General features: G+C 66.0%; 17 protein-coding genes. 5 read left to right on the top strand and 12 right to left on the bottom strand.

Annotated elements, in window-relative coordinates:
* Positions 1-40 precede the first annotated feature (40 nt).
* Together AC3ANX_RS14580 and AC3ANX_RS14575 are read left to right on the top strand one after the other, a co-directional pair.
* Positions 41-1342 (top strand): alpha/beta hydrolase family protein, encoded by a 1302-nt coding sequence (locus AC3ANX_RS14580; RefSeq protein ID WP_488333983.1) that lies wholly within the window; start codon positions 41-43, stop codon positions 1340-1342.
* Positions 1339-4644: a glycosyl hydrolase gene (locus tag AC3ANX_RS14575; protein ID WP_488333982.1), complete on the top strand. Its 3306-nt coding sequence runs from the start codon at positions 1339-1341 to the stop codon at positions 4642-4644. Before AC3ANX_RS14580 ends, AC3ANX_RS14575 begins: the two co-directional genes overlap by 4 nt.
* A 62-nt stretch (positions 4645-4706) precedes the next feature.
* Here the strand turns inward: AC3ANX_RS14575 and AC3ANX_RS14570 are convergent, their stop codons facing one another.
* From AC3ANX_RS14570 to AC3ANX_RS14555, 4 genes are all read right to left on the bottom strand, one after another.
* A complete protein-coding gene (locus tag AC3ANX_RS14570; RefSeq protein WP_488333981.1) occupies positions 4707-5015 on the bottom strand; it encodes a hypothetical protein in 309 nt (102 codons plus the stop codon).
* Between the two features lie 23 nt (positions 5016-5038).
* On the bottom strand, positions 5039-5656 hold the full coding sequence (locus AC3ANX_RS14565; RefSeq protein ID WP_488333980.1) for a general stress protein: 618 nt from the start codon (positions 5654-5656) through the stop codon (positions 5039-5041).
* A 64-nt stretch (positions 5657-5720) separates the two neighbouring features.
* A complete protein-coding gene (locus tag AC3ANX_RS14560) occupies positions 5721-5978 on the bottom strand; it encodes a GlsB/YeaQ/YmgE family stress response membrane protein (protein ID WP_488333979.1) in 258 nt (85 codons plus the stop codon).
* Positions 5979-6098: 120 nt separating this feature from the next.
* On the bottom strand, positions 6099-7589 hold the full coding sequence (locus AC3ANX_RS14555) for a PAS domain S-box protein (protein ID WP_488333978.1): 1491 nt from the start codon (positions 7587-7589) through the stop codon (positions 6099-6101).
* Positions 7590-7948: 359 nt separating this feature from the next.
* Here AC3ANX_RS14555 and AC3ANX_RS14550 point away from each other — a divergent pair, with 359 nt between their 5' ends.
* Positions 7949-8338 (top strand): response regulator, encoded by a 390-nt coding sequence (locus tag AC3ANX_RS14550; protein WP_488333977.1) that lies wholly within the window; start codon positions 7949-7951, stop codon positions 8336-8338.
* Positions 8339-8411: 73 nt separating this feature from the next.
* Here the strand turns inward: AC3ANX_RS14550 and AC3ANX_RS14545 are convergent, their stop codons facing one another.
* Complete coding sequence (locus tag AC3ANX_RS14545) at positions 8412-8789, bottom strand: DUF1003 domain-containing protein (protein WP_488333976.1); 378 nt, start codon at positions 8787-8789, stop codon at positions 8412-8414.
* 394 nt (positions 8790-9183) lie between these two features.
* On the opposite strand from AC3ANX_RS14545, the gene AC3ANX_RS14540 reads away from it, so the two are divergent.
* Positions 9184-11124, top strand: coding sequence for a hybrid sensor histidine kinase/response regulator (locus AC3ANX_RS14540; RefSeq protein ID WP_488333975.1), 1941 nt, complete (start codon positions 9184-9186; stop codon positions 11122-11124).
* Positions 11125-11211: 87 nt separating this feature from the next.
* Here AC3ANX_RS14540 and AC3ANX_RS14535 read toward each other — a convergent pair whose 3' ends face one another.
* The 7 genes from AC3ANX_RS14535 to AC3ANX_RS14505 all read right to left on the bottom strand — a co-directional run bounded on the left by AC3ANX_RS14535 (position 11212) and on the right by AC3ANX_RS14505 (position 20773).
* Positions 11212-11475, bottom strand: a complete 264-nt coding sequence (locus tag AC3ANX_RS14535; RefSeq protein WP_488333974.1) for a DUF6894 family protein — start codon at positions 11473-11475, stop codon at positions 11212-11214.
* Positions 11476-11544: 69 nt separating this feature from the next.
* Entirely contained in the window at positions 11545-12270 is a 726-nt protein-coding gene (locus AC3ANX_RS14530) for a Crp/Fnr family transcriptional regulator (RefSeq protein ID WP_488333973.1), read from the bottom strand.
* A gap of 175 nt (positions 12271-12445) precedes the next feature.
* Entirely contained in the window at positions 12446-13231 is a 786-nt protein-coding gene (locus tag AC3ANX_RS14525) for a DUF72 domain-containing protein (RefSeq protein ID WP_488333972.1), read from the bottom strand.
* A gap of 172 nt (positions 13232-13403) precedes the next feature.
* The gene (locus AC3ANX_RS14520; RefSeq protein WP_488336961.1) at positions 13404-15137 is read right to left on the bottom strand and encodes an SLC13 family permease; all 1734 of its coding nucleotides are present in this window, start codon (positions 15135-15137) and stop codon (positions 13404-13406) included.
* A gap of 178 nt (positions 15138-15315) precedes the next feature.
* Positions 15316-15885, bottom strand: coding sequence for a DUF421 domain-containing protein (locus AC3ANX_RS14515; protein WP_488333971.1), 570 nt, complete (start codon positions 15883-15885; stop codon positions 15316-15318).
* Positions 15886-16081: 196 nt separating this feature from the next.
* Positions 16082-19021: a TonB-dependent receptor gene (locus tag AC3ANX_RS14510; protein ID WP_488333970.1), complete on the bottom strand. Its 2940-nt coding sequence runs from the start codon at positions 19019-19021 to the stop codon at positions 16082-16084.
* A gap of 840 nt (positions 19022-19861) precedes the next feature.
* The gene (locus AC3ANX_RS14505) at positions 19862-20773 is read right to left on the bottom strand and encodes a rhamnogalacturonan acetylesterase (protein ID WP_488333969.1); all 912 of its coding nucleotides are present in this window, start codon (positions 20771-20773) and stop codon (positions 19862-19864) included.
* 180 nt (positions 20774-20953) lie between these two features.
* On the opposite strand from AC3ANX_RS14505, the gene AC3ANX_RS14500 reads away from it, so the two are divergent.
* Positions 20954-21739: a 2-keto-4-pentenoate hydratase gene (locus AC3ANX_RS14500; protein WP_488333968.1), complete on the top strand. Its 786-nt coding sequence runs from the start codon at positions 20954-20956 to the stop codon at positions 21737-21739.
* Positions 21740-21757 lie beyond the last annotated feature (18 nt).

The following is a 21757-nucleotide window of genomic DNA, read 5'->3' as shown; positions in this document are numbered from 1 at the left end:
GTGGAAGAACCGGTCGGGCGGATGCGGGGAGAGAGATACGATGACGATGACGCGGCGGACGATGCTGGCCTCGACGGCCGGATTTCTGGCTTTGCCGATGCTGGCGCGCGCGCAGTCTCCGGATGTGGTCGCGGGCATTCCGGTCAATTACGACGAGGCGAAGACCGGCAGCTATACGCTGCCCGAGCCGCTGGTCGCGCAGGACGGCACGCCGATTCGCACCGCCGCTGCGTGGACAGCGAAGCGCCGCCCCGAGCTGATCCGCCTGTTCGAGACGCAGCAGTTCGGCATTGCCCCGGCCGGCCCCCGCGTCTCCGCCACGGAGATCGAGCCGGCCACCCTCGCGCTCGGCGGCAAGGCGATGCGGCGGCAGGTGCGGCTCGCGCTGTCGGCCGATCCCTCGGCGCATCCGGTCGATGTGGTGATCTACACGCCCGCCGCGGCGAAGCGCGCGGTGCCGATCCTGCTCGCGATCAACTTCACCACCAACGCCGCCGCCGTCGCCGATCCCGACCTCAAGCCCGGCATGGTGTGGAGCCTCGAACAGCATGCGCGCGTGCCGTGGGCGGGGAAGGGCTTCGCCTTCCCGAAGATCGACCCGGTGCCGATGCTCGACGCCGGCCTCGGCTTCGCGGCCTTCTATTACGGCGATGTCGACCCGGACGATCCGCAGGGTTTCGCCACCGGTATCCGCGCGCGCCACATGGCGCCGGGCCAGACGCAGCTCCGGCCCGACCAATGGGGCACGATCAGCGCTTGGGGCTGGGGGATCAGCCGCGTCATCGATTATCTGGAGACCGACCGCCGCATCGATCCCAAGCGCATCGCGATCCACGGCGTCTCGCGGCTCGGCAAGACGGTGATGTGGGCGGGCGCGCGCGACACGCGCGTCGCCGCGACGATCGCATCGTGCTCGGGCGAGGGCGGGGCGGCGCTGTCACATCGCAACTATGGCGAGACGATCGCTCACCTGACCGCACCGTCGCGCTATCCGTATCAGTTCGCGGGCAATTTCGCGAAGATGGCGGGCTTCCCCGACGTGAACCCGATCGACGGCAACCTGCTCGTCGCGCTGCATGCGCCCAAGCCGCTGCTGCTCCAGACCGGCACCACCGACGGCTGGTCAGACCCCAAGGGCGAGTTCCTTTCCGCAGTCTCGGCGGGGCCGGTCTATCGCCTGTTCGGCAAGACCGATCTCGGCACGACGACATGGCCGGGGGCGGGGCAGCCGATCCTCAACGATCTGGGCTATTACATGCACGAGGGCGGGCACGGCACGATCCCGAGCGACTGGGCGATCTATCTCGACTTCCTCAAGCGCCATCTGAAGCCGGAGGCATGATGCGCCGCACGATCCTCGCCGGCGTGGCCGTGGCCGCGTTGCTGTGTGGTGCGCCGGCCATAGCCGACGCGCCGGCTGCCTCGGGCGATCCGCTGCTCGACGGGTTCAAGGCGCCGCCCGCCGCCGCGCGCCCGCGCACCTGGTGGCACTGGACCGGCGGCAACATCACCATCGACGGGATCGACAAGGATCTCGACTGGATGCACCGCGTCGGCATCGGCGGCTTCCAGCTCGCCGACGTGCTGCTCGGCGCAGGGCAGAGCGTGCAGCCCAAGGTCAACTTCGCCACGCCCGAATGGTATGCGGCGGTGAAGCACGCCGCCGAACGCGCGCAGAGCCTCGATCTGGAGATGTCGATCTTCAGCTCGGCCGGGTGGAGCCTCGCGGGCGGCCCGTGGGTCACGCCCGATCACGCGATGAAGCGGCTGGTGTGGAGCGAGACCGATTTGACCGGTGGCCGCGCCGTGTCGCTGCGCCTGCCGACGCCGTCGAGCAACGCCGGCCCGGTGCGAGACCTCAACACGCACGGCGACAACGTCACAGCCGGCGAGAGCCAGCCGTTCTACCGCGACAGCGTGGTGCTCGCCTATCGTTTGCCGGCCGTAGCCAACGCGCTGAAACCGGTTCTTTCCGCATCGAGCGGCGATATCGACGCCGCCGCACTGTCCGACGACAGCCTCAACACCGCCGTCGCGCTTCCCGCCGGAGCCGGCTGGATCGCGCTGCGCTATCCTGCCCCCTTCACCGCCCGCGCGCTGTCGCTCGGCGCGAAGGGCGGCATCCCGGTCGGCGCGCTGGAGGCGAGCGACAACGGCACCACCTGGCGCACGATCGTCTCCACGCCCGGCCCGCAAGGCTATCACGGCGCGGCCGTGCGCACCTTCGCCTTCCCCGCCGTCACCGCGCGTTTCTTCCGCCTGCGCCTCGATGGGCCGGCGCTCACGCCTGCGCAGGTCATCAACTGGGCGCCGTCCACCACCGCCAAACCGTTCGAGCTGACCGAACTCAAGCTGCTTGCCACGCCCACCGTCAACCGCTGGGAGGACAAGGGCGCATTTGGCAGCCTGATGGACGATTATAGCGGCGTGCCTACGCCCGACGTCGCGGCGGGTATCGGCGAGGTCGTCGACGTCACCCGCCACATGGCGGCGGACGGTACATTGCGCTGGTCGCCCCCGGCCGGTCGCTGGCAGGTGCTGCGCTTCGGCTATGCCAACACCGGCGCGCGCAACCGCCCCTCGGTGCCGGCGGGCAGCGGGTTGGAGGTCGACAAGCTCAACGGCGCGTACGTCGCCGATTACGTGCGCGGCTATCTCGATCCGCTGCAAAAGGCGCTGGGGCCGCTGTTCGGCCAGCATCCGTCCTATGTGACGATGGATAGCTGGGAAGCGGGGATGCAGAACTGGACCGACGACATGGTCGCGCGCTTCAAGGCGCGGCGAGGCTATGATCCGACGCCTTATCTGCCCGTGCTGGCCGGCCTTGTTGTTAAAAACGCCCAGATCAGCGACCGTTTCCTGTGGGATTTCCGCCGCACGCTGGCCGATCTCTACGCCGATGAATTCTACGGCACGATGGCATCTGAGTTCGGCAAACGCGGCCTGAACGCTTATGCCGAGGCGTCGGGCGTGGCCCTCGAAATCCCCGAGGATACGCTGCGCAACAAATCCAAGGTCGCCATTCCGATGGCGGAATTCTGGGTCACGCCGCTCCATCCGTTCTCCGAATATTATGCCGACGTGCGCGGCGCGGCCTCCGCTGGCCATGTCTTCGGCAAGCCGGTGGTCGCGGCTGAGGCGTTCACCGGCGGCTGGTACGAATCGCCCTATACGCTCAAGAAGGTCGCCGATTACTGGTTCGCGCAAGGGATCAACCGGCTGGTGTTCCACTCGACCGCGATCCAGCCGCTCGACACCAAGCCCGGCAACACCATGGTCGGCACGCACATCAACCGCAACATCACCTGGGCGGAACAGGCGCGGCCGTTCATGGACTATGTCGCGCGTAACGCCTTCATGCTCCAGCAGGGCCGCTTCGTCGCCGACGTGGCGTATCTGCTGCCCGAGGGGGCGCCCGCGACGATGCCGTTCTGGGGCGCGGGGCTGAAGCCCGCCATGCCCGACGGCTATGATTACGACGTCATCAACACCGACGTGCTGCTGAAGGACGCGAGCGTCGAGCCGGACGGCCACATCCGGCTGGCGAGCGGGATGCGCTACCGTATCCTCGTGCTGCCGCCATCGGACGAGATGTCGGTCGCGGTGGTGCGCAAGCTCGCCGATCTCGCGGCGGCAGGCGCGTGGATCGTCGGCGCGCGACCCCGGCACAGCACTGGCCTGTCGGACTATCCGCGATCCGAGGCGGAGGTCCAGGCGGTGGCGGAGCGGCTGTGGGGCGGGCTCGACGGCATCGCCAACACGCAGCGGCCGGTCGGCAAGGGCATGGTGGCATGGGGCCTGCCGCTGGGCGAGGTGCTGCGCCGCGCCGGCGAGGTGCCCGATGCGGAGATCGCCAGCGGCGTCGGCGCGAAGACGGTGTGGCTGCACCGCACGCTCGCGGATGCGGACCTCTACTACGTCGCCAGCCAGAAGGACGCGCCCGAGAGCGTGGAGGCGCGCTTCCGCGTGACCGGCAAGGCACCCGAACTGTGGGATCCCGTCACCGGCGTGACGCGCCCTGCCTCGTACCGGATCGAGAAGGACGCCACCGTCGTCCGCTTCGACCTCGCCGAACGACAATCGCAATATGTCGTGTTCCGCCAGCCCGCGCAGGCGGCATCGCGCGAGGTCGCCCCGCCGGTCGAGACGCTCGCGGCCGATGTGGCCGGGCCGTGGCGCGTCACCTTCACCGGACCCGGCGCGCCGGCCGCGCCGCTGGTGCTGCCCAGGCTCGCCTCATGGACCGATCAGGCCGATCCGGCTGTGCGCTATTTCTCCGGCACCGCGACGTATGTGCGCACCGTGTCGCTGCATGGGGCGCGGGTCCCCGGGGGCAGGGTGCTGCTCGATCTCGGCGACGTGCGCGACCTCGCCGAGGTGCGGGTGAACGGAACGAACGTAGGGCTGCTATGGGCGCCGCCGTACCGCATCGACGTGACCGACGCCTTGCGCAGCGGCGAGAATGTGATCGAGGTGCGCGTGACGAACGAATGGACCAACCGCGTAGAGGGCGACAGGAAGGATCCTTCGCACCCCGCCCTGCCCGGATCGGACAAGATCCGCCGCTTCTTCAACCAGACCGACCAGCTTCCCGCGTCCGGCCTGCTCGGCCCGGTGCGCCTCATCACGCAAAGGTCGGGATGATCGAGGCATTGGGCGTGGGACGGCGGCGTGAGGCGTAACGCCAAACGCCGCCGCCTTCTCGGTTACCCTCCGGTCGAGACGTTGCCCTTGAAGTCCAGCCCGACGGAGACGGAGTGGCCGTCCTTCGTCGCCGTTCCGCGCCAGACGCCCTGCTTGTCCTTGGTCAGGCCCGACACGTTGGTGAAGCCCGATTTGGCGATATGCTCGCGTGCCTGCGCCTGGGTGAACGAATTGGCGCCGCGCCGCGCCTGACCGTCATCGACGGTGTGTGCGGTCTTGATCGCGGCGTTGTTCTTGGCCGGTCCGTTCTGCGCGAACGCGGGAGCGGCGAGCAGGGCTGCACCGAGCAGGATCGTGCTTGTGATACGCATGTTCGTGTTCCTATCGAAGAGGATCAGACGCGGTCGTAGCGCGCGCGTTCGGCGGCGATGTCGCTGTCCGAATAGGCGGGTGCGCTTTCGTCGAAACGGTTCCAGCCCTGCGCCTCATAAGCGTGGCGGCGTTCGGTCACGTTGACGGTGCGATCATCGCCGAGGATGTTGCGCGCGGTCGGCACCAGCGGTTCGTCGACCTTGGCGGTGACGAGCGTCCCGCCACGGCGGACGCCCTCGGCATAGACGTGCGCGTCGTTCTCGGGAACGCCGGCATGGGTGAGCGCCCCGACGAGGCCGCCGGCCGCCGCGCCGACCAGCGCACCGCCTGCCGCACCCGCTGCGGTCGCCGCGAGCCAGCCGGCCGCGACCACCGGACCGATGCCGGGAATGGCGAGCAGGCCGAGCCCGGCGAGCAACCCGCCGACACCGCCGACAGCCGCGCCGATGCCGGCACCGGTGCCCGCATCCTCGGCGGCAGGCTCGGCGACGTCACCAGCGCGATCGGAGCCGGCCGCATCGCGCCTGTCATGGCCGACGATGCTGATGTCGCGGTGCGCGACGCCAGCGGCTTCGAGATCCTGCACCGCGCGGCGGGCGTCGTCGTAATGGTCGAACAAGCCTGTGATGGTCTGTGTCATGATCTGTCTCTCCTGTGCCCGGCCGTGGATCGGCCGGGTCTTGGTAGGGTCGAAAGCGGGATGTTCAGCGGCGCGCGCCGCGCACCACCATGTGGTAGAGCACCAGCACGACGATCGCGCCGATCACCGCGACGATCAGGCTGTACACGTTGAGGCCGGTGACCCCGGCCGCGCCGAACTGGTTGAACAGAAAGCCGCCGACGACCGCGCCGACCACGCCCAACACGATGTCGAGCAACACGCCTTCACCGGTGCGATTGACGATCTTGCTGCCGATGAAGCCGGCGACCAGACCCAGGATGATCCATGCGAGAATGGACATTGACGTTCTCCTCTCAGACACGAGCGGTTGGCTCGATGTTGGAAAGGTAAGGTTGCCGACACAGCCGCCAAAGATGCGCAGGCACCCCATCCATGGGTGCGCGTGCACCTGTTCGTGCGATTAATCGTGCGGGTCGAGGCCGAGCTGATGCCCACGGTCGCGCGCCCAGATGATCGCCTCTGCCCGGCTGTGAGCGCCGATCTTGGCGTAGAGCCGGGCGACGTGGTTGCGCACGGTATTGCGCTTCAGCGACAGCGCGTCGGCGATGGCGTCGTCGGTCTTGCCCTTGGTGATGAGCGCCAGCACCTCGCGTTCGCGTGGCGTCAGTTCCACCGGCGCGGTGGTCGCGCCGTGTTGCGGCGTGGATCCACGCAACGCCGCGAGCCGGTCCATGATCTTCTGGCTGAGCCAGCTCGAATCCTGCATCGCACCTTCGATCGCGGCGATCAGATCGAGTTCGGTGCGCTTGCGCTCGCTGATGTCCTGAAACGCGGCGAGGATGCAATATTGCCCGTTGATCGTCACCGTCTCGGCGGAGGCGAGGCAGGTGACGAGATCGCCGGTGCGGGTCTTCACCTGCACCTCGTAACCCCGGAACGATCCGCTTTCGGAAACCTTCTTCTCGATCTCGCGGCGCGTCGCCGAACTTTCGAACAGCTCGATCTCGGCGGGCTTGCGCCCCACCACGCTATCATGCCCCCAGTCGGTGAGCGCGAGAAAGGCGTGGTTGACGTTGAGGATACGATGCCCGTCGAGGCTGGTCAGCAGCATCGGCACCGGCGCGAAGCGGAAGGCGGTGGCGAACCGCTCCTCGCTCTGGCGCAGCGCCATCTCCGCGCGGCGGCGCGGCTCCAGGTCCGCGAAGGTGAAGATCATGCACGCTTCGTTGCTCGGCATTTCGGCCGGGTGGCCGGCGAGCAGCACCAGCTTGCTGTCGCCGCCGGGCAGCGGCAACTCCGCCTCCATCTGCGGAATCACGTCGCCGTCGCCCAGCCGCGCCTTCGCTTTGTCCTTCTCGGCGGCATGATCGAGGATGTCGAAATCGTAGAGCGAGCGGCCGACGATCTGGTCGCGCTCCCAGCCGGTCAGCTCGATAAAGCCTTCGTTGACGCGGACGTAGCGCAGATCGGCGAGCCGCACGATCAGCGCGGGCGCGGGGTTGGCGTTGAACATGCTCTCGAAGCGTTCCTCCGCCTCGAACGCTGCGGTCGCGTCGCAGATGATGAGCACCAGGCAGTCGGGCGCGCCGTCGCGCTCCAGCACGAGCCCGCGCTCGCGGTGCACCCAGTCCGGCTCGGGCTTGCCGGTCGCGCAGACATTGACGATCACGTCGTCGAACGCCTCGCCGCGACACAGCCGCGCCATCGGATAGGCCGAAGGCGCCAACGGCTGGCCGCCGCGCAGCCGCAGCGTGAAGCGCCGCTGGTAAGCATCGGCGGTCGCGCCGAGATCGGCCAGTTCGGCGCAACCGTGCATCCCCAGCGCGGCCGCGTTCGCCCACACGATCCGCCCGTCGGGTTCGATCAGGATCACACCGTCGCCCAAGCCTTCGACGACGCGGTGAAGTTGCTGCCGGTCCGGCACTTCGGTTGCTGATGAGGCCCTCGTCATTGTGCCCCGCTGCTTCGTTGGCGATGTGCCAGTCGGTAACGCCCGCGTCGACGAAAGGACCCAAGCCGTACGGGCGGGCCGCTCGAAAGCGACCTCCAGCGACGCCGTAGCCCCTTCGAATATCGCGACGTAGCGGTCGAGTTCGATGAAGACGCAGGAGCCGTCAGCAGATGCGCCGGCAGGCCGCAAGCCGAGCGCAGGTTTAAGAATCGTTTTTTGCCGGGATGCATTCGCCTCAGGGATTCAACGAACTTGCCGCCGCCGGATTGGCCCGGTATCGATCATCATCGTCAGCCTGCAGGGCATCTGGCGTTGACCGATCCGGTCTTCGATTTTCACGTGCCTGACGAGTAAGTTCGATGAATTCCGTTTTGCTCCTGCTCGTCGAGGACGAGCCAATGATCCTCCATGATGTCGAAGACGCGCTGATCGACGGGGGGTATGAAGTGGTGACGGCGCTGAGCGGCGCCGAGGCGATGACTCGGCTCAGCGAGCAAGCGGGAGATTTCGCGGGTCTTATCACGGACGTTCGGCTCGGGGACGGGATGAACGGATGGGATGTTGCGCGCCGGGCGCGCGAAGTGAACGGCGGCGTGGCGGTGATCTATATGACGGCCGATAGCGGCTCCGACTGGGCGTCGCAGGGCGTTCCGAGGAGCCTTCTCGTTCAAAAGCCGTTTGCCAACGCCCAGCTTGTGACCGCGATTTCCACTCTGTTGACCGAGATACAGAGCGTTCCGCACGCGTGAGCCAAGGTTGCGCTGGCCAGCCTCTGAACGCGCCCGTCCGCGATGTGCAGACCGGGCGAATGCTGACGCATATTCATGCGCGTTGAGCGCCTTCGAGGCCGTCGAGCACTGCCTCTGGCGAGACATCGTCCTCGATCTCTCTCAACTCGTGGCGATCGACCACATCCATGCCTATCTTCGTCGCTATGGCGTCGACCAGCGTCACCTGCCGCGTCAACTCACGTTCGGCCAGCAGGTTTATCTGAAGATCCATGTCCGACTGGCGGGCGGCAGCGCCCATCATCCGGTTCTGGCTGATCAGCACGAACGTGGAGAGGAAGATCGCCTCGACGCTTGCTTCCATCGCCAGAACAACGAAGCTGGGATCAAAGGGCTTGACGTTGGGGACCAGGCCCAGGTTTACCACCAGCCATAAGCCGTAGGCGACGCCATGGACGGCGACAAAGGTCATGCTGCCCGCGATCGCGTGATCCGATCCGAAATCTTCTCGGCCAGGCTCGCTTCGCGGCCTCGCGTGTCCGCCTCTCCTCCATCCTCGCCATGTTGCGCGCGAGAACGGAACCAAGGCCGGGCGGCTTCGGCACGGGGTGGGTAAGTTCGGGCAAAGTCACCTCCGCTCGACGCTGGACTTGATTCCTGGACCTGGCGTTCCGCAAAGTCACGAACGGGGTGTTGAACCCTGTCCGCTACCAACCGTTTCACCGCGGTGGACGTGTCCAAGCTGCGATGCACCAAAGCCCATACGGTTCACATTGCGGCGGGGTGTGCTAGCGTATCGCCTCCGAAAGGGAGCCAAAGCGGGGTCGCTTGTATTGCTTGCCTCGGTAGATGACGGTGGACAAGGCGTGGTTGAACGAAGAAGCCTGGACGACGTTGGGGGGCAAGGCCGTTTCGAGCTGCTCGTCAACGCCATCAAGGATTACGCAATCTACCTGCTCGATCGCGAGGGGCATGTAGCGACCTGGAACGCCGGCGCACAGCGCTTCAAGGGTTACGCGGCGGATGAGATCATCGGCCAGCACTTCTCCCTGTTCTATACAGAGGAGGATCGTGCAAGCGGTCTGCCGCAGCGGGCGCTCGATGCGGCTGCGGCGAACGGCACGTTCGAGGCGGAGGGCTGGCGCGTTCGCAAGGACGGCACACGCTTCTGGACCAGCGTCGTGATCGACCCGGTGCTGGACGCGGGTGGCACGCTTATCGGCTTTGCGAAGGTCACGCGCGACGTGACCGACAGGAGGGCCGCGGAACGGGCGCTTCTGGAAAGCGAGCAGCGCTTTCGCCTCCTTGTGCAGGGCGTGAAGGACTATGCGGTGTACATGCTCGATGTCGACGGGCACGTTACCAACTGGAACCCCGGGGCGCAGCTTATTAAGGGGTACAGTGCCGTCGAAATCGTGGGAAAGCATTTCTCTAATTTTTATACCGAGGAGGACCGGCAGGCTGGCGAGCCCGAGCGCGCCCTTCGCACCGCCCGGGAAGCGGGCAAGTACGAGGTCGAAGCCTGGCGCGTTCGCAAGGATGGGTCGCGTTTCCGGGCGGGCGTGCTGATCGACCCGATCTACGATGAAGGTGGTGCGCTGATCGGGTTCGCGAAGGTAACCCGGGATCTGACGGAGCGCTGGCACGCGCAGCAGGAGGTCGAGCGGGCGCGCGAGACGATGGCGCAGGCGCAGAAGATGGAGGCGGTCGGCCGGCTCACCGGCGGTGTCGCGCACGACTTCAACAATCTGCTCACCATCATCCGGTCGTCGGTGGACTTGCTCAAGATGCCGGCGCTCAGTCCGGACAAGCGCGAGCGCTATATCGACGCTATCGGCGAGACGGCGGATCGTGCCTCGGCGCTGACCTCGCAACTTCTGGCCTTTTCCCGACGTCAGCCCCTCAAGCCCGAGCTTTTCGACGCGGGACAGCGCGTGGACGCCATGCGCCGCATGATCGAGACCAGCATCGGCTCGACCATCGATCTGACGATCGAAGTGCCGGACGGTGCGTTCGTCAACGCCGACCTCAACCAGTTCGAGACGGCGGTGCTGAACCTGGTGATCAATGCGCGCGACGCCATGCCGGCGGGCGGCAAGCTCGCGATCAGGGTCGAAAGCGTGGCCGGCCTGCCGGCGGTTCGCGGCCATGGCTCCGCCGACGGGAATTTCGTCGCCGTTCGGGTCGCCGACGAAGGCAGCGGCATCGCGCCCGAGACGATGGCGAAGATCTTCGAACCCTTCTTCACCACCAAGGGGCTGAACAAGGGGACCGGTCTGGGTCTCAGTCAGGTGCACGGTTTCGCCAAACAATCCGGCGGAGAGGTCGACGTGCACAGCGAAGTCGGCATCGGCACGGCCTTTATCCTGTACCTGCCGCTGGTCGTCGTTACCGGGGAGCAGCCGGCGCAAGCGCAGGCGCGAGGTGTTCGCGATCACCACCTCGCCACCAAGCGCGTTTTGCTCGTCGAAGATAACGAGGCGGTTGGTGAATTCGCCCGGAGCCTGCTCGAGGAACTGGGGCAGATCGTTACCTGGGTTCAAAACGGCGGTGCTGCGCTGGAGATGTTGAGCGTTGCGCGCGATAAAGTCGATCTGGTGTTCACGGACGTCATCATGCCCGGCATCAACGGCCTCGAACTCGCCCGCTCGATCGCGGAGCGCTGGCCCGATCTCGAGGTCGTGCTCACCACCGGGTACAGTCACGTTCTGGCAGAGGAGGCCAGCCATGGCTTCGCGCTTCTTCGCAAGCCATACTCGGTGAGCGGCCTCATCGGCATCTTGGGATCCGCCGCTCCGCAGCTTTGATAGTCATGCCCGACGCCGTCACCGATTCATGGGGGTGGGGGGCGATCCGTCCCCTCGCTGACTGTCAGATGCTGAAGGACGAACGCCTCAGGGCCAGGCGGCGTCGTGTCTCACGCCGCTCACGCGCACCGCATCGGCAAATCTCACCGTCAGCAGCACATTGTGCTGCGCATCGGCAATGTCGATGTGACATCCCAGGCATAGCTCGCCCTTCGCGATCTCGCCGATCATGACGTCGCGCGCCGCCGCGATGGCTGCCGTGCGGGCAGCCTCGAGATCGGGAAGGTCGACGCCTTCCGGATCCTCGGTCACGATCCCGCACTGGTTCAGATGGAAGAAGTACCGCTCCATTCGGGAGAAGCGCTCCGATACCGATTTTGTTCAACCGTGCGACCGGCGTTTTGTTGACCTCAGTTAACGTCACGCCGCCTGATGGAGATATGCCGGATCGAAGTCGGCGATCGCCTTGAGCTTGCGCCAGTCGGTAATCCGATAATCCCGCCCCGATCGGGCAAACGCGCCCTCCTCGGTCAGTTCCCGCAGCATCCGGTTGACGTGAACAGCCGTCAGGCCGGTCGCATCCCCGATCTGCTCCTGCGTGAAGGGCAGATCGACCGCGTCGACCGGCGCGATCCCGATCGCCTCGCGGCGCTGCACGAACTCACACAACATATGGGCGATCCGCGTCTTCGCATCGCGTGCGCCGACGTTCAGCACCCACTCCCGGAAGATGGAGGCGTCGATGAGTGCATCCTTGGCGAACGCCGCCGCCAGACGCGGGAATCGCGAACTCACCTCCGTCAACGCGGGGATGGGGATCCACGCTACTACGGCCGGGGTAATGACCTGGAGGTTATGATCCGCACGGGAGAGGAGCGCATGCTGAAGGTCCAGCATGTCGCCCGGCATGTGGAAGGACACGATCTGCCGGCGCCCGGTGCGGCTCATCTTGTGCCGGGCGGCATAACCCTCGACCAGGAGGCAGCATCTCTCGACCCGGCTCCCCTCCGTCACGAGGTAACGATGGGCGGGAACCTCCTCGAGCGTGAACGGAAGCTTCGCGAGAGCGGCAAGCTCTTCCTCATCCAGGCTCATCAGGCGCTTGAGCTTGCGAAACCAGAGTTCTGTGATGCGTGCGATCTGCATGCCGTGTTCCAGGAGAGTGCCGATACGGAGCCGAAACGTCCGGAACTCGCCGAGCGTTCCAAGCTGCGCAGCCGCCCGCCGCCGCCATCACGCCAAGGTGCCCGCATCTTCATCCTCGTTCCCGCTCGCATGCTCGGCAGCGGACCCGTTCAACGCCGCAGGTTCGTTCGGGCCGCTATGCGGGGCCGGGAAGCGGTGAAGATCCGAGCTGCGCCATCATCGCCTTGAGCGTCAGGGCGTCCTCGATGGCATGCCCGTCGATGTCGTTGTTGAAGAACACCCAGACGTCGCGCCCCTCCCGGATCTGATCGCCCAGCCAGTCCGCCCAGCCGAGCAGTCGTTCGTCCGGGTAGCGCCCCCAGTATTTTCCGCCGGCACCGTGGAGGCGGACGTATGCCACGCGACCTACGGCGATGCGCGGCACCTGCATGTCGACCATGTCGTGCGTGCAGAAGCCCGCGCCGTATCGGTCCAGCAGCGAGAACACGTCGTCGGTCTGCCAACTTTCGTCGCGGAACTCGAACACGTTGGTCACGTCGGCCGGAAGGATCGCGAGGAACCGCTCGAGCCGGTCGAGATTGATCCGGAAGCACGGTGGAAGCTGGTAGAGGATCGGTCCAAGCGCCCCCTCGAGATGTCGCACGGGTGCCATCATGCGCTCCAGAGGTTCTTCGCAGTCCTTCAGCTTCTTGGCCTGCGTGAGGAAGCGATTGGCCTTGACCGCGTAGCGGAAGTCGCCCGGCGCCTGAGCGCGCCAGGCATCGAATGTCTCCGCCTTGGGCAGTCGATAGAAGCTGTTGTTGATCTCCACCGTGTTGAAATGCTCGGCGTAGAAGGCGAGCCAGTTCTTCGCTGCAAGTTTGTCCGGATAGAAGCGACCGCGCCAATGCGGATACACCCACCCCGAACACCCGATGCGTACGCGGGCCGGTGCGGCGTGATCTGTTGGTGGCTTTGACATGCTCATGCGGCACCGACGAGCAGCAGGGCGCTTCGATCGTCCACGGGCATCCCGCGAGGCGCGCGCTCGAAGTACGTGCGATGATCGATGACGACCTCCCATGACAGATCAGCCGAAACAGGTGCGGTTCGTACGCCAGCGATAGGGCCGGGATGACCGGAGAGGGGAGCGTTCATCCCCCCAGGGGCCAGACCCAGGCGATCAGCGGCGTGCCGACGGCGATCACTAGAATGGAGAGCGGCAGCCCCAGCCGCCAATAGTCCCCGAAACGATATCCGCCCGGCCCCATCACCAGGGTGTTGCACTGATGCCCGACCGGCGTGAGGAAGTCGCAACCAGCGCCCGTCGCCACGGCCATCAGGAACGGGTCTGGATTGAGGTGCAACCCCTGCGCGACCGCAAGCCCGATCGGGCCGAGCACCAATACCGTCGGCGCGTTGTGCAGGAACGGCGAGCAGGCCATCGCGGTGATCATCAGTGCGCAGAGCACCACCATCGGCGCGGCGCCGTGCAGAAGCAGCGTCAGGTGCTGAGAGATCAGCGCGGTGCCGCCCGAGTGCTGGACCGCTTCGCTCAGCGGGGTCAGCGCGCCGATCAGGACGAGGACTTCGGGCTCCAGCGAACCATAAGCCTCACGCATCGACACTGCGCCGATCGCCACCACCAGCACGGCGGCACCAAAGAACGCCGCCGCGACGGGCAGCATCTTCAAGGCCACCAGCACGATCGCGACCGCGAGGATCGCGATCGGCGCGTAACGCTGGCGGCGGTTGCCGAGGCGCACCACGCGTTCGGCCAGCGGCAGAAGGCCGAGTTCACCCATCAATTCCGGCAGCGCCTGCTCGCCTGCCTGCAACACCAGCATGTCGCCGGCGCGGAAGGTGACGTCGCGAAGGCGCGCGGTGATCCGCGTCGTACCGCGCGCGACGGCCAGCAGCTTGACGCCGTGGTGCTCCTGCAGACCGACCCGTGCGGCGGACCTGCCGAGCAGCGACGAGCCCGGCTGCACGACCGCTTCCACCGAGCGCAGCTCCTCTCGAGCCTCGTCCTTCTCGACATCGTGTTGCTCGCGGGCCGCCTCCAGCGGAAGCCTTGCGAAGACCGATCCCAGTGCTTCATCGGCCCCGTCCAGCAGAAGCACGGTGCCCGGGCCGATCGCCGCATCGGCTTCCGCTGCGCCGCGCGTCCCATCGGGGGCTATGATCGCGGAGACGCGAACACCGTCATCGTCGAGCTTGAGGTCGGCGATCGTGGCGAGCGCGGGCGGCCAAGTCTCCGGGAGCACCGCTTCCGTGGCATAGCTCGTCCCGGTGGCGACCTGTGCGAGATCGGCGCGCCCATGCCGGTCACGCGGCAGCAGCCGCCAGCCGACGCTGACGAACGCGAGGCCGAACACGGTCAGGACCAGCCCGACGGGCGCGAAATCGAACATGCCGAAGGGCTGGCCGAGCGCCTCCTCCCGAACCTGGCTGACGATGATGTTCGTCGAGGTGCCGACCAGTGTCACCAATCCGCCAAGCAGCGACAGGAACGCCATCGGCATGAGCAGCGCGGAGGCGGAACTCTCGCGCGACCGGCCGAGGCGGAGCGCCGTCGGCATGAGGATGGCGAGCGCCCCCACGTTCTTGGTCAGCATCGACAGTAGAGCGGTCGCTCCGGCAAGCGCGGGAACCTGTGAGCGCGGCGTCTTCAAATGCGTGAACAGCGGCCGCACGATCGACTCTATGATGCCGGAGCGGCTTACCGCGGCGCTCACCACGAGGGCCGATGCGATGACGATCACCACGTCGCTCGTGAAGCCGCTGAACGCATCCTTGGCGGAGACGTCCCCCGTCACGATCGCGACGAGCAGCGCAAGCAGCGCGACAAGGTCATACCGAAAGCGGCCGGAGGCGAGGGCGATCACCGTGCCCGCGATCAGCGCGAAAGAGAGCGCCTGGGCAGCCGTCAAGCGAGGTTACGATCGGCTGGCATCGAACTGACCCTTTCGTTCTACGTCCAGAAACGCACGTCATGCCGATACGTTCGGCACCGCCTCATCACGGACGACACTTTCTCCGTGGTGCCACCCCGCGGCTGCTCCGTCAGTGCAGTTCGATCCTCACCGTCTGCACGCCCTCCCGAACGCTGATCTCGACGATTTGGGGCGGCTTCTCGCCTTCGAGCAGGCTGAGTTTGCCATCCCGCTCGATCCGCGCTTCGCGAACCCCGTCGAGGTTCTTGCGCCCCTTCTCGCGCAAGTCCTCATCGAGGTCGCCTTGCGACAGATGCTCGCGCCGGAGCGCTGCCTCGTCGAGCTTGCCGTCACGAACCAGCACCTGGTTTCGACCCTTCACAAGGATGCCGAAGCCATGCCATCGAACCGCCACCGCCGAGAAAAGCCAATGCAGCGCCAACAGCACGGCGACGGCGACCATCGCCGTGCCCAGCGGTGCGTTGCCGGTGATCGCGCGGCCGGAGATCGAGCCCACGATGATGCCGACGATCACATCGAAAGCGGTTCCGCGCCCCATGAAGCGCTTCTTGCCGAGGCGCACGATCACGAGCGTGACGACGTAAATGACGATGGCTCGTAGTGCGACCTGGCCGATGCCGAGGTGCTCCGGCTTAAGGCCGGAACCCAGCATTGCACGGCCGAGATCGTCGATGCTCACCGGCAAGAAGCGCGCGGGCTGCCATGTGGTTCCGGCGGGCCGCCGCTATCGTATTCCGGGACCGGTTCGCGCGAGACGAGCGTGTGCCCGCAAGCTGGTCAGGATGTTCTCCGCAGCACGGAGAAGGCGCGTCGAGCGCATCCGAAGGACACGGACCAGCGCCACGCGATAAGGCGTGGCGCTGGGTTCCGGCAGCTCAGAGTTTGAAGCGTGCGCCGAACACGATCGTGCGGCCGGTGTGATAGACCGCGTTGTTGCGCTGCGCGTCGACGTCGTTGAAGCTTTCGACGTAGCGGTCGAGCAGGTTGATCGCGTCGACCGAGAACTCGATCTGCTTGGTGACGTCGAAGCGGACCGCGCCATCGAGGCTTCCGTACGAACCCGGACCTTCGAAGACGTTGCCGGTGGCGCTGGTGCCATCAGTATAGGCCGAGCGATAGCTGTAGCTCATGCGCGCTTCGAACGGACCCTTCTCGTAATAAAGCGTGGCGTTGTAGGTACGCTTCGAAAGGCCGAGGAAGGTCGAGGATACGGTGAGGTTCGGCAAATTGGGCGCGCCGGTGGCGCTGATCGTCGTCGCCGGGCCGCTCACGTTGTACGATGCGTTCGAGGTGATGAGCGTCGCGTTCAGAATCGTGCCGAACCCGTTCAACGGCCCCGGCAGGAAGCGGAACGGCGCCTGAAGTCCAAGCTCGACGCCCTGCAACCGTGCGCCCGCGCCGTTGCCGAGCGTCGTGATCGTCCAGTTCTGCGCGTCGGGGTTGGACGCCGCCGCCGAACCCGGCGTGAGGATCGAAAGCGGCAGGCCGGTGGAGGCGAAGGTGCCCGTGGTCAGCGTCGAGACGGGGAAGCTGGCGACATCCTTGCGGAAATAGGCCACCGACAGCAATCCGCCGCGCATGAAATACCATTCGACCGCCGCATCGTAGTTCGTCGCGCGGTAGGGGTCGAGATTGGGGTTGCCGTAGCTCACCCGGTAGTTCGAGCTATCGACCGAACCGCCCGGCGTTAGATTGCCGAGCGACGGGCGCGTCATCACCTTGGCCACGGCGAGACGCAGCACGATCGTCTTGGTCGGAAACAGGTTGAGCGTCGCCGAAGGCAGCCAGTCGTCGTAGCTGCGGCCGACCGTCACCGGCGAACTGACACCGCCGACCGTCTGCAAACCGGTCGAACTCTGGTCGGTCACCGCGTAGCGGACGCCGGCTGACAACGCATAGTCGAGCCCGAACACATTCGATTTCGCATCGAACTGAAGGTATGCGCCGCTGTCCTTCTCCCGCACCGAACGGGTGTTGCTGACGTCGGGCAAGAGCGCGCGGTTGTAAAGATTGGTCAACGCGGTGCCGGCGGGCAGATCGGCGACGAGGAACGTCGTGGTCGTACCGGCCGGCTGGCCGGCATTGCCGAGGTTGACCGTGTCGACCAGGCTTGCGTTGACCGGGAAGCCGTAGGTCGTCGCCGAACAGTTCAGCGTGCCGAGCACGATGTCCTTTCCGCTCGTCGTCGGGCAGACCACCGCGTTGCGCGTGCCGCCGTGCGTATCGAAGTCGAACTTTCGGAAGAACCCGCCGGTGTGGAAGGTGAACGCGGGCGTTACCTTCCATTCGACATTGCCTTCGATCGTCTTGAACGTGTTCCTCGTATAGGTGACCGCGTCGCGAATTTCCGAAAGCTGGAAATTGGCGGGATCGGTGGCGCTCGTGCCGAACGTCAACACCGGCGCCGTCATGTTGGTATAGTCGTAGCTGTAACCCTGCGCGGTCTTGTTATCGAGCATCAGCGTGGTGCCGAGCGGCTGGGCTTGCGTGCTCTTGGAATAGCCACCGACCAGATCGAACTTCAGCGTGTCGTTGATTTGCTGGCTGAACGTCGCGCTGCCCTGCCAGAACACGTCGTTCTGAATTTGCCGGTAATGCTCGTCGCGCTGATAGGCGTTATTGAACGTGCCCGAGATCAAGTTGCCGTTGGCATCGTAGGTCGGATTAACGACGCCGATTCCCTTCTCGTTCGATCGAAACAGGATCTCGGCCCATTCCTCGGTGCGATCCTCGTGGAAGCGCGACCACAGGCCATCGAGTTCGAGGTGCGTGCGGTCGCTCGGCTGCCATTCGATCGAGCCGGTGGCGCCAATCCGTTCGCGATCGTGCGTGGTGATGCCGTAGCGTGGAATACGCGGGTGGAAGGCGAGCGTCGCCTGATCGCAGGCGGCCGAATGCAGGTAGGTACTGCCCGAATAGCAGTTGGTCTTGACGCCGTTGACCGTCACCGACCCGAACGCCGCCTGTTGCCACCGCGTCGTGTTGTTGCCCAAGTCCTCCGTGTCGTTCTTCGTATAGGCGAGCGAGGCGTTGATGCCGAACGTGCCGTCCTGGTTACGCCAGTTGACGAGCCCGGTGGCGCGCGGCGAGACGGTCTTCGACAGGTCGTTGTACGATCCTTGACCCGAGCCGATGAGGCTCAGCCCCGCCTTGCCGCCGATCGGGTGGCCCGTGTTGAGATCGACCACCGCCCCGAGCGAGCCCTCGTCGATCGACGGCTCGGCTGTCTTGTGGACGATCAGCGAGCGAAAGAGTTCGGAGGCGAAGATGTTGAAGTCGAAGCTGCGGTCGCGGTTGGTGCCACCGGCCGAGCCGCCGGTGGTCGACGCCGCCTGTGCGGGCAGGCCGTTGACACGGGTGACCGTGAACTGGCTGCCGAGGCCGCGCACCGTGATCTCCCGGCCTTCGCCGCCGTCCCGCGTGATCGCGACGCCCGCGATCCGCTGTAGCGACTCCGCGAGGTTCTGGTCGGGGAATTTCGCGACGTCCTCCGCGACGATCGCATCGACCGAGCCCACCGAGGTCCGTTTCAGGTCCAGCGCCGCCTCGAGCGAGCGGCGGAAGCCGGTGACGACGATGTCCTGCGTGGCCTGCTCGCCCGGTTCGGTGGTGGTTGTCGCAGGTGCCGGCGCGGTCTGCTGCGGCGCTGCCGCATCGCCGGCCGTGACCGCCTGCGCCGGGGCGGCTGTAGCTGCCGCGTCTTTTGCGAAGGCGTTCTGCGGAGCGGCAAGCGCCAACGTCAGTGCGGCCGCCGATACGCCGAGCACCCAGCGAGCGCGCCCCGCCTGGACGTTGCCGGCTTCTAATCGTTTCATGTAATCCTCTACCCCTCATTTTGTTGTAAGATCGCTAGATGCGGCACGGGTCAGGCGTGTCGAACACCACGCTTCGACGTGCCGCATGCCTCAAGCCCACCGCCGATACATCGCCGCTGGGTAAGCGGTGTCAACACTGGGCAAGCTTTGAGACAGACGCGAGCCCGAACGCTCGCTTGCCCATCCCGAACCCGGGCGATGAAGGCGCCAACGACCTATATGACGATTTCCGGTAAGCGGTGTCAATTTTGACGATATAAACGGTGCGGCGATTGGGGTGCCAAACGCGTCTGAAGTGATGCCGCAGGGAGTCGCGTGACGTGAAGAAAGGCCAAGCGCAGGCTGGGTGAAAGCAACAGCGCCGCTACGTCCACAGTGCCGGAAACCGATCTGCGCCGGGCCTGTGGTGACGTTGCCGACCGGCAAGCTGGCGCGCGCAGGTCTGCTGACGATAATAGACGCGTAGGCACGTCGTTCTCTCTCCCGGTTCATCTTCTATATCGAGACGTTCTATTTGCGGTATTTTGCGCGTGTCTTCGATGCGCATCAAATGACAAATCGTTCATGAAGCGGCCGGGGTCGTGCTGACGAGCATCGCCCGGCCTGTTCCAGCGGCCGTTCAAGGCACGACCATGGCGTTCGCGCGCCTACCTAGATTGGATGAGCCGCCGCCCGTTTCGGATCGAAGGTGCTAGCCAACATGGTGGCGTTGAACGGTGCGACGTTCGTGCGCGTTGAGGCTGCCTGAGGCATAGCTTGGCGGCGCGTGCGAGACGCTCGCGGCTGGCCGGCGACGTCCAGTTTGTCCGAGACCGAACCCCTATGGCGTAGGCGTGATCCTTACGGCAGCAGCATCGGCCTTAGATCCGGCACGACGCGCGCCAGTTCGAACGCGACCTGCCGCGAGAACAGCGCCGCGCCCTTGGGGCCGAGGTGCGTGTAGTCGAATACCACGGTCGGGTGAGCCTGCGGAGTTTCCGACACTTCGGTCGCGGTCGGTGCCGCCTTCGGAGCGGCGGGGGCGGGGACGGTCGTGCCGGTGTCGGCGGCGGTGTAGAACGCGGCCGGCGGCGGCGTCTCGGCGAGGTCGAGCGCGGCGCGCGGCCCCATCGCCTGCACCGCCGCGACGGAGGTGGCGTGGAGATCGACCAGTGGCACGTTCATCTCCGCCGCGACATGTTTGGTGACGTCCGCCCAGGCGGCAAGGTCGTCGCGGAGCGAGCCGTTCGTGAAGGCGCGCCGGGTGAGCGGCGTCACCAGCACCGGGATCGCGCCCGCCGCCCGAACCTCCTCGACGTAACGGCGCAGGTTCGGGCCGAACTCGGTGGCAAGGTCGGTGGAGCGGCCGGGTTTGCCGGGCTGATCGTTATGCCCGAACTGTATCAGTACGTAGGTGTGGACGTAACCGGGCGTGTGCATCTCGCCGAGCGCGACCGCCCACGATCCTTCCGCGCGATAATCGAATGTGCCACGCCCGCCGCGCGCGAGGTCGACACAGGCGAGGAACGACGTCACGTGACTGGCGCAGAACGCACCGCCCCAACCGCTACCGACCTGCGTGGTGGAGTCACCGACAAGGATGATCTTGCTCGGGCGGATCGGCTTTATCGCCGCCCGCGCGGCCGCGTCCGCCACTGCCGGAAGCGGATTGGCGACGGCGGGAGCCGGGAGGACGGTAGGCCGTATCTGGGCGTGCGCGCCGAACGGGAGCATCGCGAGAGGCAGTGCGGCCGCAATTTGGCGAAGGGTCATGTCTTTCTCCCAGTGGCGCAGCGGGCCGGGCCCGTCTTGAATTCAGCAAGGCGAGGGTAAAACGGTGTCAGTGCATTTGGCAAGCGTCCCTCTCCAGTACTCATTACGACGAAAACGGACATTGACACCGGTTTCTGATATCCTGCATGATCCACGGCAAGAACAGGAGAGGGGCCGGCGATGACGCTGGAAGGGAATGTCGACCGCATTACGCGGGCGTTCATCGATGCACGCCGCAGCGGCATCGGGTTGCCGCAGTTTCCGGGAGAGATGCCGACGACGCTTGGTGATGCCTATGCGGTGCAGGATCGCGCGATCGCGCTGACGTCGGGTGCGCGCATCGCCGGGTGGAAGGTCGGCAAGATCAGCCCGCCTTTCGAAGGGGTCGATCGACTTGCCGGGCCGATCTTCGCCGGCCATGTCGTGGAAGCGGCCGACGATCTGACCATGCCGATCTTCGCCGACGGCTTCGGCGCGGCCGAGGCCGAGTTCCTGCTGCGCATCGGCACCGCGCCCGATCCTGCCAAGACGACCTACACCACGCAGGAAGCTACCGCTCTGATCGACGCGGTGCACGTTGGCATCGAGATCGCCAGCTCGCCGTTCCCGGGCATCAACGATCACGGCCCGACCGTTACCGTCTCGGATTTCGGCAACAACAACGGCCTGATCGTCGGGGCGGCTGTCGAGACCTGGCGCGATCTCGATCTCGATGCCTGTTTGGTCGAACTGTGGATCAACGACGCGCTGATCGGCAGCGCCACCACCGCGACGATGCTCGACGGGCCGTTCGGTGCGGTGCGCTTCCTGCTCGAATCGTGCGCCGCACGCGGCATCCCCGTCGAGGCGGGTCAGTGGATTTCGACCGGCGCGGTCACCGGCGTCCACCCGGTCGCGGTCGGGGACCGCGTGGTCGCGCGTTTCGATCGCAGCATGGCTGTAGAGTGCGTGATCGGCGCGTATTGAGAGGCCAGCGGAGAGACG

The sequence above is a fragment of the Sphingomonas sp. BRN-1R genome (assembly GCF_057748035.1).
Note: the sequence above shows the minus strand (reverse complement) of the source record. Positions and strands in the feature narration are given on the sequence as shown.

What these genes read in the sequence shown, in the direction of transcription:
- AC3ANX_RS14575 (WP_488333982.1), top strand. Translation starts at nt 1,339, where the DNA reads ATGATGCGCCGCACGATCCTCGCCGGCGTGGCCGTGGCCGCGTTGCTG.
- AC3ANX_RS14570 (WP_488333981.1), bottom strand. Translation starts at nt 5,015, where the DNA reads ATGCGTATCACAAGCACGATCCTGCTCGGTGCAGCCCTGCTCGCCGCT.
- AC3ANX_RS14565 (WP_488333980.1), bottom strand. Translation starts at nt 5,656, where the DNA reads ATGACACAGACCATCACAGGCTTGTTCGACCATTACGACGACGCCCGC.
- AC3ANX_RS14555 (WP_488333978.1), bottom strand. Translation starts at nt 7,589, where the DNA reads ATGACGAGGGCCTCATCAGCAACCGAAGTGCCGGACCGGCAGCAACTT.
- AC3ANX_RS14560 (WP_488333979.1), bottom strand. Translation starts at nt 5,978, where the DNA reads ATGTCCATTCTCGCATGGATCATCCTGGGTCTGGTCGCCGGCTTCATC.
- AC3ANX_RS14510 (WP_488333970.1), bottom strand. Translation starts at nt 19,021, where the DNA reads ATGAAACGATTAGAAGCCGGCAACGTCCAGGCGGGGCGCGCTCGCTGG.
- AC3ANX_RS14525 (WP_488333972.1), bottom strand. Translation starts at nt 13,231, where the DNA reads ATGTCAAAGCCACCAACAGATCACGCCGCACCGGCCCGCGTACGCATC.
- AC3ANX_RS14550 (WP_488333977.1), top strand. Translation starts at nt 7,949, where the DNA reads ATGAATTCCGTTTTGCTCCTGCTCGTCGAGGACGAGCCAATGATCCTC.
- AC3ANX_RS14580 (WP_488333983.1), top strand. Translation starts at nt 41, where the DNA reads ATGACGATGACGCGGCGGACGATGCTGGCCTCGACGGCCGGATTTCTG.
- AC3ANX_RS14530 (WP_488333973.1), bottom strand. Translation starts at nt 12,270, where the DNA reads ATGCAGATCGCACGCATCACAGAACTCTGGTTTCGCAAGCTCAAGCGC.
- AC3ANX_RS14505 (WP_488333969.1), bottom strand. Translation starts at nt 20,773, where the DNA reads ATGACCCTTCGCCAAATTGCGGCCGCACTGCCTCTCGCGATGCTCCCG.
- AC3ANX_RS14545 (WP_488333976.1), bottom strand. Translation starts at nt 8,789, where the DNA reads ATGACCTTTGTCGCCGTCCATGGCGTCGCCTACGGCTTATGGCTGGTG.
- AC3ANX_RS14535 (WP_488333974.1), bottom strand. Translation starts at nt 11,475, where the DNA reads ATGGAGCGGTACTTCTTCCATCTGAACCAGTGCGGGATCGTGACCGAG.
- AC3ANX_RS14500 (WP_488333968.1), top strand. Translation starts at nt 20,954, where the DNA reads ATGACGCTGGAAGGGAATGTCGACCGCATTACGCGGGCGTTCATCGAT.